Genomic DNA, 14,122 nt, shown 5'->3' with positions numbered 1-14,122 from the left:
ATTGAGTGTTTAAAAATCAAAGTGTTTTGGGGATATCAGGCAGGGCTGTGAACTTGATTTGGCTATGCCTTACAAGAGTTAATTTGATAAATGACTGTCATCTTACTAGAAATGATCAATGACAGTCATGATAGAAGTGGTTTGTCAGTATTTTTGCCAAGAGATATTAGTAAGGCGGGCCTACTCGATATTCTTTGTAGTCACGGGGCGAATAATATTCAGGGCGAAGTACAAATGAAGCTTGATTTATATGCTAACAATATTTTAAAAGCCGAATTGAAAGCCCGTGGTCAAGTCGCAGGGTTTGCGTCTGAAGAAGAGAATATCGTTATTTTTGAAGGTGAACGAGCTGAAAAAGCCAGATATGTTGTACTGATGGATCCTTTAGATGGCTCGTCCAATATTGATGTCAATGTTTCTGTGGGCAGTATTTTTTCAATTTATCGCCGTATCACTCCCATAGGTCAGTCTCAGAAAAAGATTTTTTACAACGATTCCCAATCGGATATGAGATTTCTTCTGAAACTAAACTACTCACTGCTTGAGCGGCGAGGAGTTTAGTTGATGGTTAAAATTTCCAGCTCATCCCTAGTGAGGTACTCCAGGGGGATTCGATATGCTTCCCTTGTTTATATCCCGCCGTCGCACTGATATTCCATGTCTGGCTTATATTTGCGGATAAACCCAAAGAATACACTCCTGTGATGCCACTTAAGTCGTTGTCAAAAGAATCACGCTGATTAATCCGAACCCGGTTGTTTTTAATGAACTCTCGCTCAGCGCCCACATCTACCCAAGGGGTCACTGAAACCTCTTTGATTCTCGTTTGATAGAGGGCCCTTAAACCGACTTTGCCAAGCACTGAACGCTGGGCGAAAATATCTCCCTTCATTCCGTTTGAAAGTGAGAGGCTCGAACGGGTTGTTCTTAATCCACTCAAACTGAGGTATGGGGTGAATGTCATCTCTCCTGCGACCATATCTTTCCCTCCTCGAATACTTGCTCCCAACGCCAAGGTGCTGAAATCCCCGAATGCATCCCCTCCACCGGTCATTTTTCCACGAATCTCCTGCGAGAACCGGTTTGCTTTCAGAATGCCATCGAGCCAGAAACCTGAGTCATGATAATAAGCCGCATACGTGCCCGCCGACCAGGAACTCACGTTTCCACCGCCAATCGCTTTACCCCTGAAATTGAGCTTGTCGTCACTATGAGTGAAGAAGACCCCCCGAGTGGTGTAAGCCCTCCCAAGTCGGATTGTACAGTCTGCGCCTACTGATAGCCCATTTAATCTTAACCAGTAACCGTCTCCTGCTTTTTGACTGATGTTCTGGCGTTGATTCATGACTTTGACCCATACAGTATCCTCGGTTTTTGCCTGACGTGTTTCTGACATTCTTTCCTGAATCTGCGCCATCTCACTGTGATAAATCAACGGGCCCACTGTAGACATCGATAAAACCGCGGCTGTTGAAGGGGTGATTGAGGGAATATCAGGCGCCCGATTTGTGCGAGATACATTTTTTGGCGGAGAAAGTAACCGATTAGGGGGGACTTTTTTTGTCTCCGTTTCTCCAGATACCGGGGTTAAAACAGCCCCTTTTTCTTTAGGAGCAGACGGCGGCACCGGAGCTTCTGGTTTGGGCTCAGGCGCTTTCGGCACCAACTTCCTTGTCTGGGTTTCATCAATGACCGCGGGCGCTACCGTCTCGCCAGAGACCGGGGTTAAGACAGTCTCTTTTTCTTCAGGAACAGACGGCGCCACAGGCACTTCTGGTTTGGGCTCTGGTGCTTTCGCTGCCAACTTCCTTGTCTGGGTTTCATCAGTGACCGCGGGTGCTACCGTCTCGCCAGAGACCGGGGTTAAGACAGTCTCTTTTTCTTCAGGAACAGACGGCGCCACAGGCACTTCTGGTTTGGGCTCTGGTGCTTTCGCTGCCAACTTCCTTGTCTGGGTTTCATCAGTGACCGCGGGTGCTACCGTCTCGCCAGAGACCGGGGTTAAGACAGTCTCTTTTTCTTCAGGAACAGACGACATCACAGGCACTGCTGGTTTGAGCTCTGTTGCCTTAGACCCGATACCCGGTTGAACGGAATGCTCAGTCTCCTTCGGCAACAGAGTGTCACCCGATATCGGCCTTGAGGCCGCTACGGTTTCCGTCGCTGAGGGAATTACAGAGGCTTTTGGTGGCGACTCTGACTCCGGCTGTGGTTTTTCGGAAGGTTGAGGTTGATGAGACACCAATGACCAGCCTCGTTTGTGGTTATCGGGCACCAGATGATACTGGTACGTTCCTACGTCTACCACCTGGCCTGGATTAGTAAGGTCGAAATCAGCATCACCGCCTCCCGTCTGGATGATTTTAAGGCTATCTTCTGCTTTAGGGCTTTTACCGCTGTCAGTCACCCTGACGCCAAAATAGCCATTGGCTTCTCCTCTGACGAGCAGAAAATCGCCTCTGTGTTCGGCTATGTCGGTATTCATCCAGAAGGTTCCTGTTCCACTCAGCGTCTCCAAAAAAAGAATGGAATAATTTTTAGAGAATCCGCCACTGATGGAATAGTCAAAATAAAAATGTCCCTGATTCATGGATACCTTTCCGAATTTTGATACCTTTCCGGGATCCGGGTCATTGTCCAAATTAACACGGCCGGAGAGATTCAGATTGGCTTCACGTGTGTCCAACTCACCGTTATTGATAACATTGAGTTGCCCGCGCTCGCCGACGGTGACATCACCTTTAAGCGAGGCCGCAGCCACATCACCGCTAATTTTCAGGTTATTTATTCGTGCTTTCCCCATAAATACCCCTGTGGCACCATGAGTGATTTCCCCTCCCTCGACTATTACGCCATCATCATTACCAGAGATATCAAATCGCCCGTTCTCATAAACGTTGATGTTATCTACAGTGCCGGATTGAGCACTAAAAAAACCGCCTTTATAGACTTTACCGTCCTTGAATATGCCTTGATTTTTTAATGTCGCTATACCCTTATCTTTTATTACGGTATTCTCTGCGGTTCCCCCAAAGATGCTCTGATTCCCCGTATTTTCTACAGTGATATTGTTTGTATATCCTCCACTGAATACATCTTGCTGAGCCCAGTTTGGTGGAGAATAATTTTGGCTGTCACCCCTCAGTATCGTATCCGTTACCGTGCCGAACACTATCTGATGATTGCGATTCAACCCGTCCCATTCCTGCGGTGCCACAATTTCGCCAGATACCGTGGTTCCTTCAGCCACTGTTTCGGTAAAAAAAGCCGGTGTTTTTCCAGTGAATATCACTATGAGAATGTGAACTATTTTTGTTAAGATAGTTTTGGTCGTTTTCATTGGTTTTGTTTCCTTTAGACAGTAATAAAAGTAAATGAAGCGACTGGCGTGGAGTGCTACAACACTCCACGCACCTGCCTGGTTGCGTTTTTTCTGAACACGAATCAACAATGTTGATAACCATTACAAAGGGATCTCCTCTTTCCATCTTCTTTTTGCGATGGGGGGGTTCTTTCCTTCGCCTGATTTTACGGCGAAAAAAATTACTGGGGTGACTGTTTTCTAAACCAGTCCCCACAAACTTGTTATTATTTGAGTTTTTCTATATCGAAGCCGTAAAAAGTGTTAGATCCAAGTGCTCTGAAGTGAGAGTTAGTGGCTTTGATCCAATACCCTCTTTTTTAGTGGGAGGGTCTGAATACGTCGGCACCAATCTATTCTTTGCCCTCTCTGAAATATCAAAACCATGCTAAATAAATTAATACTAAACTAAAGACCTATGTTTTATAGATCCTAATGATGTTACATATTTTTTAATTACATTTCATTATTTTATTTTTATCATTCTCATGAGGACTCACCCTCCTGTTCAACTTCTTTATGGGTTAATGCGCGGCTCTTCTCTGTGTCTGCTTGTGAGCTCACCGGTTCTCTGCTCAGCGAAGGGGTCTCTTCGTCCACGACATTGTTTAACTTCCTCCTCTTTTTAAGGGGTAATTTTTTACTCTCATTGTCGTCACATGGGCGTCTGTTGAAATATCTCTCGACTGAGACTTGTCTGTGGGTCCTTTCTAGAGGGTGCGATGTAGAGGCAGATATCTTTTGTGAATGGGGCATTCTCCTCTTGGGATACTGTGTCACATACATAAAGGATGTGGCCGCAATTCTAAGATGTTGAAGTTCAATCAAAGCGGGCTGAATGACCTTAATCTACAGATTTGTACCTAATGCAAATGGCCGCGGAATCGGTGGGGGTGACGCTGGAATTTGCCTCCGCCCAGCTCAGCCATGAGGATATGAGGGACCTGGAATCCGGCTATTTGACCTTAGACGTTCTGGAATCGTCCCTGGCGATGAAAGCCAAACAGGCGAGAGTAGGCGAGAACAGGGAGAGAAGAGGAAAAGGGACTTTTAACGGCTGTGATGGATTTTGTGATAATCTGATGAAAAACCCTTCAATTGATTCAGTATCAAGATGAGCAAAAAATTCACCCCCACGCCGCATGACGCGTTATTCAAACAGTTTTTAAGTGAAAAAGAGACGGCGAAAGATTTTTTTGAGATATGGCTGCCTGATGAGATTAAAGCGCTGTGTGATTTCACGACAATGCAAGTCGAGTCAGGGTCTTTTATCGATGAAAAAATGAAGGCCTATCAAAACGATATTCTCTATTCATTGAGAACCCAAAAGGGGAAAGCCTATCTTTATATTTTGATTGAGGCGCAATCGACTCGGGATAAGCTGAGTGCGTGGCGATTAATGCGGTATAGCATGTCGGCGATGCAAAAGCATCTGGACGCGGGGAATAAAACGCTGCCGTTGGTGTTTCCAGTTTTATTTTATATGGGTAAGAAAAGTCCCTATTCCTACAGTACCCATTGGTTGGATTGTTTTGAGGACAGAGCGTTAGCGGAGCGGATTTATACCCAGCCCTTCAGACTGGCGGATGTGACGACACTGGACGATGGCGAGATTATGAAGCATCGCCGGATGGCGTTATTAGAACTGGTTCAAAAACACATTCGGCGACGGGATATGAGCGAGTTACTCAATGAAATTGTCGATATTTTATCGTATAATGAATATACAGATAATCAAGTCATGACGATGATGAACTATCTGATTCAAGAGGGGAACGCGACAAACCCGATGCAGTTTATCACTGAGATAGCGAAGAAATCAGAGAAACATGAGGAGGCCCTGATGACGATGGCTCAAGCATTAAGAGAAGAAGGGATTCAAAAAGGCATGCAAAAAGGCATGCAAGAAGGCATGCAAGAAGGCATGAAAAAAGGAAAACTGGAAGGAAAACTGGAAGGCATTCAAGAAGGTATTCAAGAAGGTATTCAAAAAGGCAGACAAGAAGGGGAAAAACAGGCTTATATGAAGATAGCGCGACAGTTGCTCGAAAGTGGCATGGGGAGACAATCACCTGGAACTTGTCCATGAAGTTCTTTGCTTGCTGGTTGATCAGTTGGCTCTGAGCTGTGTTTTGAGACGAGATATTGCGCCCTACATTAGAGAGTCTTGAATAGGCCTGATCTTGACTCACTCCATCAGAAAAACCGCGCCCTAGGGTACTCTGGAATGCCTCAGATTTCTGATTTTGCAGCGCCTGGGCAGAACTCACTCCAGACGCCAAAGTTGAGCCAAGCGAAAAGGAACTGATCATGCTTTCTGAACCATTCGCAATCGCACCACTGAACTGGTTGTGATTATACGCTGGCTGGCTCTGCATGACCGGGCCTTGCTTCAGCAGGTCTGGTGTTTGCATCTTCTCGTCAACATGGTCAGCTCCACTAATTCTGGATGCCAAGCTGGTGAAGGCGTAGGTACTCCCTGTGACGATAAACAGTGAAATCACCGGGGTGGCCGCAGCCAGCATCCCGCCTGTTGCAATCCAGTGTTGTAGTACATCTCCTGTCGAAGATAGTGCGTACATAGAGTTGAGACCACCCGCACTGAGGCTAGACATCTCGTTAGACGCGGCGGTATGAACAAAAAGGTTGATGATCGAGAGAACCGGCATCCAGAGCTGAATCCAGAGTATGGTTTGCACATATTTACCGGCTAACTGGAGACCGAAGCTACCCATTACGATGATAAAGGCAATGATCGGAGTGATAGCGTAAATGAAGCCCTCAAAGAAAGTCAGCATTGGGCGAACGACAGTCATAAACATAGACTGTTCTGCGGCCCATTGAGTGTTCCGTTGCTGGATAGCCTGGTTGATCATCAATGCAGAGCCGTAGTCCTGGAGATCCTGATAACGTCCCGCGGCGGCTTCATAATAAAGAGGTTCCAGAATGGCGGCTTTCAGGTAGTCGATTGAGGATGTAGTGGTGGCTCCCATCGCTTGAAGCGAATCGGTTAGCTTCGTTATGGCGTTATCGCCGGTTGATGTATCAATACCAAGCAGATTGTTTAGAGCATCGACAACAACTGGACTACTTAGGTTTGCGGTTGCAGAACTCATGGCCACCCAACCGTCAGTACAGGTGAAATCATCGCCATCTGGGTTGGCAGTAGATAGGTATAACCGGGTTCCGTAAAGCTGTGAGTTGAACCGCAAAGCTGAGTCAGTGGAACGGTTCATAAGCTCGTCAAGGGACATCAGATTGAGATCGACTTTTGTTAACGTGCATTCACGGATGTAGTTATTCCAGGAGCGTCTCACGTCAACGTAGCCCCCGCCATTTGCTGAATTAAGAGCTGTGAACACTCCTGTGTCATAGGCTCGCCTTCTTACGTCGTTCAATAGCTTTAACGTTTCGGAGAAATGGCTTTCCGTGACATTGGGGACGATCACTCCATACCCGGTTTCAAACAAGTGGGTAATAGTGTATCCCACATTGGATATGACACCACCAGCGAAGCCAACACCAATAGGCACATTGGCAACGACTCGAACTTGCCCAGTGTAGGCGTCTTCGATGGTCACAGTTGTGTTAGGTCCGAAGAAGCAAGCATACAGAATCCAACCGAGCAGAACTTGTTGAAAGTTGATTTGCTTCGCACCTTGAAAGACGGATTGAATGCAGATCATCAATACACCGAGTAGTAGGCCAATACTGACCATTTTCTCGAAGTCTCCAGTGCCGGTGATCATGGATACAGCAATCAGGATTTGCTCCAGAAAAGCAGAATCACCGATAGAGTGGATTGAAAATTCTCCCATTCCAATAGCCCCTTAGTTTGTGCCAGGAGGATGGGACAAAGTTGCCAGCATGTATTTTTGTTTGCGGATATTGTCCAGTAAGTTGTTGTATTTCTCAATCTGGCTTGCCAAGTCGCCATACTGAGAAGACAGAATCGTGTATTCGCCGCGGATTTGCTGTTGTGATTGCGCGAGCAGTTCCAGTGCTTCTTTTTTGTAGGGTGACTTGCTGTTCGCCATCGCAATGCGAGCGGCACGGAAGAACTCTTCCGAGAAGCTATACATCATTGTCAGGGCAATCGCTCCTGATGACTCGGTGGCGAACAGGTTAGCGCCGTCTTGCGAAAGAACAGACAAGTTTCGGACGATGGTACCCATCCCACCAGGGAGGTTAGATACAAAGGCTTTTTCTGGGTCAGTCAAGGTTCCTGAGTTCGTTGCGTATTTATAGATAACTCCCGGTGTGGAGCTGGTTCCCAGCAGCATGTCCGTAATCTGATTTTTGATTCCTTTGAGTACGACTGTTTTGTTGGTGGTCCCAGCACTCAAACAGTGGGTCGTATCGCTATCGCAGGAGTAGATCTTAACAGAACCTCCTGAAATCAGGTCCGAAAGGGTGATCTTATTGCCGGGCAAAGTCGTCAGAGGTGTAGTTTTTGCGCCAGATCCAGTTGAATTAGGGTCGTTGACCAGATCACCTATGATGACCGTGCCGGTTAAAGACATAATTGATTCGAGCAGGGTGTTATCCCCGTACTGGAACCATGTGTTCGCGTTGTTGCTCTTTAGCTGCTTCCAGACAATGTTGCCAATCATCTTGTTGTATTCATCAGGCTTGTTGGCTTTCAGCTCTTCTAGAGGGCTCTTGCCGCTGGTTTCCTGCTTAGACCCGAAGAAGTCTTCGTACAGGCCGGAAGTCGTGGCGGTGATAGAAGCATCAGTCTTGTGCTTAAAGTCCATACTACTTGTAAGGTCGTTGACGAGCCCTTGAGCGAGCTGACACGAGTTGCCCAGATGTTGATTTAGAGCTTGTACTTTCTTCTGGAAGTTCTCTATCCACTTCGCTCCGTCGGGGAAAACGTTATCCAGTGCAAGTTGGAAGGCATAGCCTTTTGCATTGGCTGCGACAGCCCGAAGAAGCTGCACTATTTGGTCGGCGTTAATAAAAGAAAGCGAACCACCGAACAGATCTACACCTCCACAACCTGCTTTCCATGATGGAGGGGCAGAGCTAACCAAGTTCTCGTCGAAGATCCGGTTTTTGGCAGTGAATCGGCCACCCGCTAACACACCGCGCCGCTGGCTTTCATAAACGCCTGGCGGTGTTGTATTACTCATTTCATTGAACAGCTTGTCCATCTGAGATTGGAGGCCGTTAGATGCCATAGCTCCTGTCGTAGCCATGAAGAGACTGGTTGCCACATTTAGAGCAATCAGGTTCCTTTTTACTGTTTTGTGCGTGACCATTTTAGTTCTCCTGTAATTTGTCACGGATGTACTTCATGAGTTGTTCCGGTGGCACAAAGTTGTCTTTATCTCCGCTCGCTTTTGAAAGCTGTTTGAGGTCAGACCCCAGCTCTGGTGAGGCCAAGCGTTCTGCTATGTTGTTTTCTAGGTTGAGTACCGGACGGGTGCGGTTGAACTCTTCGTCAGTGACCCAGCCATTGTGTTTTGAGGCGACCAAAATCCGGTGGTTCAGCTCAGGAAGTGACATTGATCCTTGTCCTATCGGCGCGAACTGACCATCCGGAGATGCGAGGTAAACAGCAGGGAAAGTCACTATGCCAAGTTGTTTGGCATGGCCTTCATCGGTCTTATAATGAGGAAAAAGTCCACTGGGGAGAGGTTTACCATCCATAGAAACCGGGATAATCGAGAAGCCTTCTCTTTGTTCAAGCATTTTGATGAGCGGAGCTTGTAAGTCGCTGTAGTCGTCATCTGATTTGTAGAAAAAGAAAATACCTACGCGGTCGGCAACGCTTTTGAGTAGCCTGTTTTTGGCGTTGCCAGCGTCACGGTCAACCTGTTGCGAAGCAAATGTGGCCGCAGGACGTCGCGTGATTTCATCCAAGAAGGGATCCCCTACGACAGAAAGCTCTGTTGCATCAGAAAATTGCTCTGAGCGGTCTATTGCAAATCGCTGCAAGTAGAGGAACGTCCTGACGTTTTCAACGGTCGGGTTGTTCCAGGCAAGGTCTTTGTACTTGGGGAGGTTTTCCCTAAACCATTTTGCCGAGAACATTTCTGGACCGACAGGTTGTGAAATGGCAGGAGGCTTAGGCGGTGTTGGCTTCGCTTGCGCCACAGGCTTAGTCTTGAGTTCTTCGGTCTTTTTCTCTGGTTCTTTTGGTTCTTCTTTATACCAGAACCAGCCCTCTTCTTTTCGCTCATAGAAACCAGTTCTAGTGCTGTCTTGAGCCCAGACTTGGTGTGAAGCCCCCAGCGTGAGCGCCGCTAGGAGCAGTAAATTCAAAGGTGATTTTTTCATAGTCTCACGCCACGTATTTTCCCATGATCGATATGGTAGAGGTGGTCGGCGTGAAATTAGGCAGGTGGAAGCGCCCAATTAGGGCGCTTAGAGCGTTTTATTTGTGAACTTTCACATGTGAAAGTTTTATTGGTTCGCTGAGTCGTCTTGTTGCGACTCAATAATCATTTTTCGCATCACCGCCATGATGGCTTGTGCCGTTTGAGCTCCCCCGAGGAGCTGGCTCTTGCCTGTTTGGTTGTCCACTACAAAGGTGGCTGGAGTACCGTTGACGCCATAGCTCTTGGCTTTCTGGATGTCAGCTTCCACCTTTTCTTCATACTTGCCAGAAGCGAGACACTTCCGGAACTCATCCAGATGAGCGCCAACCCCCGTAACCAAAGAAGCCAAATCATCAACACCCCGACCATTACCCTGAGAGTGGTGGAAAATATCGTTCACAAAGACCCAGAAGCCACGGTTGCCTTTTTGTTCAGCAATACATTCAGAGGCCAAGGCTTCTTTGTGAGCCGCTGGGTTATGGAAATCGAGGGGCATATGCTTCCATTGCCAGTTAACGTTACCTTTGCTGGCATCCACAATCTGCTTCGGCGTGTCGTGGAATTCCTTACAGAATCGACACTCTAAGTCTGAGAACTCCACCAGCGTGAAGCGAGCCCCGATCTCCCCATAGAGGTGCTTGCCATCCTCGACCTTCTCAGGTACAGCCTCGAACTGAGCGAATTTCTGATCGATTTCTGCTTGCTGTTTCTGCGAGACAAACTTGTTGATACTTTCTGCCACAGCCGCCTCGAACTCTGTCTTATTTTTGAAGGTGACGACTTTTTTGTCCTTGTCCTTGATTTCATTAACTGCGGACTTCACGTTGGCGATTTCTTGCGCCAGATTCTTCCCTTTCACGAACTGGTAAATACCGAGGCTGGTTCCTACTACGCCTAAAAGAACGGCAACAATAACCGGGAGACGTAGTGATTTAGTGCTTTGTTCTGTCATGTCAAACTGCTCCTATCATTGACATCCTCCCCGCCCTGAAGGAAGAGGATTCCTACTGCGTTCAAGCGATGGCTTGAATCACTTCAGTGGGTTCCTGCTTCAACGGAGGGTCTGACTGCACCCTTCCTCCACAGGCTAAAACGGCATGCCCTGCCGCTAAAATATTACGTGCACCGTTGATATCCGCGTTTTCGGTATATCCGCACGCCAAACAGGTGAATTTGCTTTGTGACTGTCGGTTTTCTTTTGCTCACCAGCGTACAGGACTTTTCAAAAATGCAACCCCGTCTAGCTGCCCAATTCGGGCAACCTCATTTCACCACTGAACTTTCACATGTGAAAGTTTCCACGGCAGGAAAGAAAGGCTTTACCTGACCAGAACGTATGGATTGGTAGCGTTTCCAGAGTTTGATCACTTCTTTTTCGCTGAGAAGGTTTGTCTTGATGTAGCTGATTTTGAGTGCTTTTCCGGGGTAGGGCGCGGATAATTGGCAGACTTCTTGATCATCGCCTCGCATTTGCCCCGTTTCGCCAGTTCGGTGGCCGCTACAGATGTTGTCATGTTGTCACATCTCGTCATTATGTGTTTTGTTTAACAGTCGCTCGTACTCATTGAGCGCCCGACGAATTTTGGCTAAAGCGGTGGCTCGTTGTCTTAACGTGGCATACCTTCTTTCTACTTGCTGAATCAGTTCTTTTGCCCATGCTGGCTCTTTTTTGAAGTGCGTCATGCTGTAGGCGTGGCCGCGACCCTTCTTGATATGTGTCGATAGAACCCTTTTCTTTTGCCCCGGAACTTGCTCTACAAATCTGTTGCGATACCATTCTGCTACGAGGGATACCCCGAGAATACGAACACGAGTTCCTACACGACCTTGCTCGACCTCGGATGCTTCTTCACGCGCAGATTTGTGCGCGTTCCAGTACATGTCTGCTTCCTGCTGCGCTTCAACAGCAAGAACCGCTAAGGCGTGATCTATTTTACTTCGTACCTCTGCAACAAACTTGCGACTTTCTGCTTCCAACAGATCCTCTGTTATCTCGGATCGTTCTTCTTCTAGCTTAGGATCTAGCAGATCTAGCCATCGCACATTTGGTAGACTCACCTGAAAACCCTCCCAATTCCTATCCAAATAACTATCTATCTGGAATTTAAAGATGCTCATTCCAATACTGGAATCTACTTTTACCACCAGGCTAACCCATATTTGGAATTTTTAAAATACCCCTCTATCTATTTGGAATGTTGGAAAACTAATTCAATAGACCGTGATATATAAGCGAATAATAGCTATTAGATTCCAAATAGATAGTATCTATCTACTCATATTCCAAAAACTAAATTAACCATCTGCTTGTAGAAAGTGACAAAAGACTGTTAAAGAGAGCTGCTTACCTGTTGTTTTGAATCTATCCGTGCAGCGTTCCCATAGGTCTACCTTCTAAACGCCATTTTTGGGCAGTTACAGAGGCTGTCAGGTTGTGCTATTGGCTTTATCCTCTCTTCAACACGAGGAAAACAATCAAAAAGCAATCTCTGGAGGATTTCATGAAGCAGTTTGTTCTTGGTTTGTATATTGGCTAGTCCAATCCAACCTGAAAATGGCTATGGGACATAAAGGCGAGTCAGCTTGTATAGTTGTGGAGCTCGGACCAGTATTCAGGAGCAGAGTGTTCCAGAACTCTATCGTGAACTCTCCCATATGCAGCACAAGGCGCGTAGTGATCGACTACGCGCTCTGGTTCTATTGGGTCTTTATTCTCTTTGATTTTCTGGCAACATGGGGTCTTTTGAACAACGGAGTTCAGATAATCAACCTTCACAGATTCAACCCGAGCCAGTGCAGGCTGACAAAAAACTGAGATCTCAACGTGATAAATTTAAAGGAAAACTAATGGAATCTGTATGACATGAAAGACAACGAGGAGTTCTCTGCGCTAACAGCGGCTGAGCGCAGGGAGTTAATAATCGCAGAGTTAAAGCGAAAGAGCCGCATACGAACCCTCTTGCGAGGGCTTCCGCTAGATGAGGTGAGGGAGATTATCGACAGAATGGAAGGTGTTCTTAATGAGTTGGAGGAAGAGTACAAAAAGCGAGAAGAAGCAGAAAAAGAGAAGCGAGATCAGGCCAAACGAATAATGAGCGACATGGAATCGTGCGGTGTTGACATCAACCTGCTTAATGAGATGTTTACATGCAAATCAGAACCTGATAATGCCAAATACTCAAAAGACGGGGTTCCCTGGAGTGGTCAGGGGCGACGTCCTGATGCTTTTAAGGGACTGGGGCCTGTCGAGCTGGAGCGGTATCGGATTCCACATAAGAAGTAAAAAAAAAGAGCGTCTCAACTTTGCGGCGCTCTTTTTCTGGTTGAATGTAAAAGTCTGAATTTAATCTGACATTTCACTATTCATTATGATGCAGAGAGGAAAGTTAAAAATAAATCAGGCAGAGAAAATCATCAAACCAAAATTTGTGTAAGTGCCCATATTCCGATTATTTATTAAATAAAAGAGGATATGAGCAATGTCAAAAACAAAGAGATTACCCGAGACTCCCTAGCAAGCACAGATACGGCAAATATCTAGCGAATGAGCAAAAGACATCAAAACCGAATCTGATCTCAACAACGTGTTGAATCAATTCGTTAAAATGACGATAGAGCCTCGTAGATATCAGCCTTTAGGCCAGGCTCTGTGTGGCTTCTTATTTCAGAGCTTTGCATGGGTTCACCACTGAATAGGGCCGAACTGACTCGCGCACAATGCGGCGGTCTGCGTCGGTTACAGCCTGACTGGAGCAAAAGTGTGTCCAGGCATTCAGATAGTCTTGATAGGTATGGGTTGGCGGTATGCAGCCAGTTACAACATCCTTGGGAATGCTTGTCTCACCCTCATCTTCAACAAAGCGCCAGTCGTGCTCGTCCATCCCTTTACCGCTATCGCAGTAGCGCTCCCAACGCGACAACTCATACAATGAGTAGCCTTTACCTTTTCTTATGGATTTGAAGGTTTTGATGGCTTCGTTCACGTCACCTTGTTCCTTAATTCCAACAGTTTTTTTTTCTGCACCCGATCTGTCTTTGGCCTTGTTCATCGTCGCACCGACATTACCGTCACCCAGGACATGTATATAACCTGGCTGGCGCAAGGCAGCACCACCGAGACTCATGTTGTCCCACGCCAGAGAAAGTTCCCGGTTAACTCGGGCTGGTTTATCACTCTCGGCAGGGACAACTTGGGATTGCTGCTTTTGTTCATGGGTGTTCGAGGCGCACCCAGCCAGAATTGCCACTCCCAAAATTGCTATCAGTTGTCTCATTGTGTCGTTCCTCTTCAAAAAAATTTTGATAAACCCATTCTAAAAGGGGGAAGAAGGAAAGCGGGTTTCTCAAACTGCCCAAATTGGACAGATAGGCGTATGTGCGAATTAAAGGTGTTTTGAGAGCATGTAGTGACGAAAAATACGATAGGAATATGGTC

At 46.7% G+C, this 14,122-nt stretch carries 10 protein-coding genes and 3 pseudogenes; 4 read left to right on the top strand and 9 right to left on the bottom strand.

Features of this window, described 5'->3' with window-relative positions; all coding sequences use genetic code 11:
* Positions 1 to 159: 159 nt before the first annotated feature.
* Positions 160 to 468, top strand: a pseudogene (locus AACL23_RS00170) (fructose-bisphosphatase class I); the annotation flags it as partial.
* Between the two features lie 100 nt (positions 469 to 568).
* Here AACL23_RS00170 and AACL23_RS00165 read toward each other — a convergent pair.
* A complete protein-coding gene (locus tag AACL23_RS00165; RefSeq protein WP_339049313.1) occupies positions 569 to 3,340 on the bottom strand; it encodes an autotransporter outer membrane beta-barrel domain-containing protein in 2,772 nt (923 codons plus the stop codon).
* Positions 3,341 to 4,227: 887 nt separating this feature from the next.
* Between AACL23_RS00165 and AACL23_RS00160 the strand changes: the two genes are divergently transcribed.
* Both AACL23_RS00160 and AACL23_RS00155 read left to right on the top strand, forming a co-directional pair.
* Positions 4,228 to 4,479, top strand: a complete 252-nt coding sequence (locus AACL23_RS00160) for a hypothetical protein (RefSeq protein ID WP_100096488.1) — start codon at positions 4,228 to 4,230, stop codon at positions 4,477 to 4,479.
* Positions 4,476 to 5,450 carry an Rpn family recombination-promoting nuclease/putative transposase gene (locus tag AACL23_RS00155; protein WP_339049307.1) on the top strand — a complete coding sequence of 325 codons (975 nt, stop codon included), beginning with the start codon at positions 4,476 to 4,478 and terminating at the stop codon, positions 5,448 to 5,450. The genes AACL23_RS00160 and AACL23_RS00155 overlap by 4 nt, the downstream gene beginning before the upstream one ends.
* A gap of 66 nt (positions 5,451 to 5,516) precedes the next feature.
* Here the strand turns inward: AACL23_RS00155 and AACL23_RS00150 are convergent.
* From AACL23_RS00150 to mobI, 7 genes and pseudogenes are all read right to left on the bottom strand, one after another.
* Positions 5,517 to 7,179, bottom strand: a pseudogene (locus AACL23_RS00150) (conjugal transfer protein TraG N-terminal domain-containing protein); the annotation flags it as partial.
* Between the two features lie 12 nt (positions 7,180 to 7,191).
* On the bottom strand, positions 7,192 to 8,625 hold the full coding sequence (locus AACL23_RS00145; RefSeq protein WP_100097200.1) for a conjugal transfer protein TraH: 1,434 nt from the start codon (positions 8,623 to 8,625) through the stop codon (positions 7,192 to 7,194).
* 1 nt (position 8,626) lies between these two features.
* On the bottom strand, positions 8,627 to 9,646 hold the full coding sequence (traF, locus tag AACL23_RS00140; RefSeq protein WP_100097199.1) for a conjugal transfer protein TraF: 1,020 nt from the start codon (positions 9,644 to 9,646) through the stop codon (positions 8,627 to 8,629).
* A 126-nt stretch (positions 9,647 to 9,772) separates the two neighbouring features.
* Positions 9,773 to 10,639 carry a DsbA family protein gene (locus tag AACL23_RS00135; protein WP_100097198.1) on the bottom strand — a complete coding sequence of 289 codons (867 nt, stop codon included), beginning with the start codon at positions 10,637 to 10,639 and terminating at the stop codon, positions 9,773 to 9,775.
* A 61-nt stretch (positions 10,640 to 10,700) separates the two neighbouring features.
* Positions 10,701 to 10,889 (bottom strand): annotated as a pseudogene (locus tag AACL23_RS00130) (zinc ribbon domain-containing protein); the annotation flags it as partial.
* 61 nt (positions 10,890 to 10,950) lie between these two features.
* Positions 10,951 to 11,157, bottom strand: a complete 207-nt coding sequence (locus AACL23_RS10150) for a hypothetical protein (RefSeq protein WP_193432665.1) — start codon at positions 11,155 to 11,157, stop codon at positions 10,951 to 10,953.
* Positions 11,158 to 11,205: 48 nt separating this feature from the next.
* On the bottom strand, positions 11,206 to 11,832 hold the full coding sequence (gene mobI / locus AACL23_RS00115; protein ID WP_422389615.1) for a conjugative transfer protein MobI(A/C): 627 nt from the start codon (positions 11,830 to 11,832) through the stop codon (positions 11,206 to 11,208).
* A gap of 718 nt (positions 11,833 to 12,550) precedes the next feature.
* Between mobI and AACL23_RS00105 the strand changes: the two genes are divergently transcribed.
* Positions 12,551 to 12,970 (top strand): H-NS histone family protein, encoded by a 420-nt coding sequence (locus AACL23_RS00105; protein WP_100097196.1) that lies wholly within the window; start codon positions 12,551 to 12,553, stop codon positions 12,968 to 12,970.
* 376 nt (positions 12,971 to 13,346) lie between these two features.
* Here the strand turns inward: AACL23_RS00105 and AACL23_RS00100 are convergent, their stop codons facing one another.
* Entirely contained in the window at positions 13,347 to 13,961 is a 615-nt protein-coding gene (locus AACL23_RS00100) for a hypothetical protein (protein WP_100097195.1), read from the bottom strand.
* Between the last annotated feature and the right edge of the window lie 161 nt (positions 13,962 to 14,122).

It is taken from the genome of Candidatus Williamhamiltonella endosymbiont of Tuberolachnus salignus, from assembly GCF_964019775.1.
In the GTDB taxonomy this organism is placed as follows: Bacteria; Pseudomonadota; Gammaproteobacteria; order Enterobacterales; family Enterobacteriaceae; genus Hamiltonella; species Hamiltonella defendens.
The sequence above is the reverse complement of the archived record's forward strand: the minus strand, read 5'-3'. Positions and strand labels throughout refer to the sequence as shown.

Coding starts and splice junctions, on each gene's coding strand:
- AACL23_RS00160 (WP_100096488.1), top strand. CDS start 4,228: ATGCAAATGGCCGCGGAATCGGTGGGGGTGACGCTGGAATTTGCCTCC.
- AACL23_RS00155 (WP_339049307.1), top strand. CDS start 4,476: ATGAGCAAAAAATTCACCCCCACGCCGCATGACGCGTTATTCAAACAG.
- AACL23_RS00145 (WP_100097200.1), bottom strand. CDS start 8,625: ATGGTCACGCACAAAACAGTAAAAAGGAACCTGATTGCTCTAAATGTG.
- AACL23_RS10150 (WP_193432665.1), bottom strand. CDS start 11,157: ATGCGAGGCGATGATCAAGAAGTCTGCCAATTATCCGCGCCCTACCCC.
- AACL23_RS00135 (WP_100097198.1), bottom strand. CDS start 10,639: ATGACAGAACAAAGCACTAAATCACTACGTCTCCCGGTTATTGTTGCC.
- AACL23_RS00105 (WP_100097196.1), top strand. CDS start 12,551: ATGAAAGACAACGAGGAGTTCTCTGCGCTAACAGCGGCTGAGCGCAGG.
- AACL23_RS00100 (WP_100097195.1), bottom strand. CDS start 13,961: ATGAGACAACTGATAGCAATTTTGGGAGTGGCAATTCTGGCTGGGTGC.
- traF (WP_100097199.1), bottom strand. CDS start 9,646: ATGAAAAAATCACCTTTGAATTTACTGCTCCTAGCGGCGCTCACGCTG.
- AACL23_RS00165 (WP_339049313.1), bottom strand. CDS start 3,340: ATGAAAACGACCAAAACTATCTTAACAAAAATAGTTCACATTCTCATA.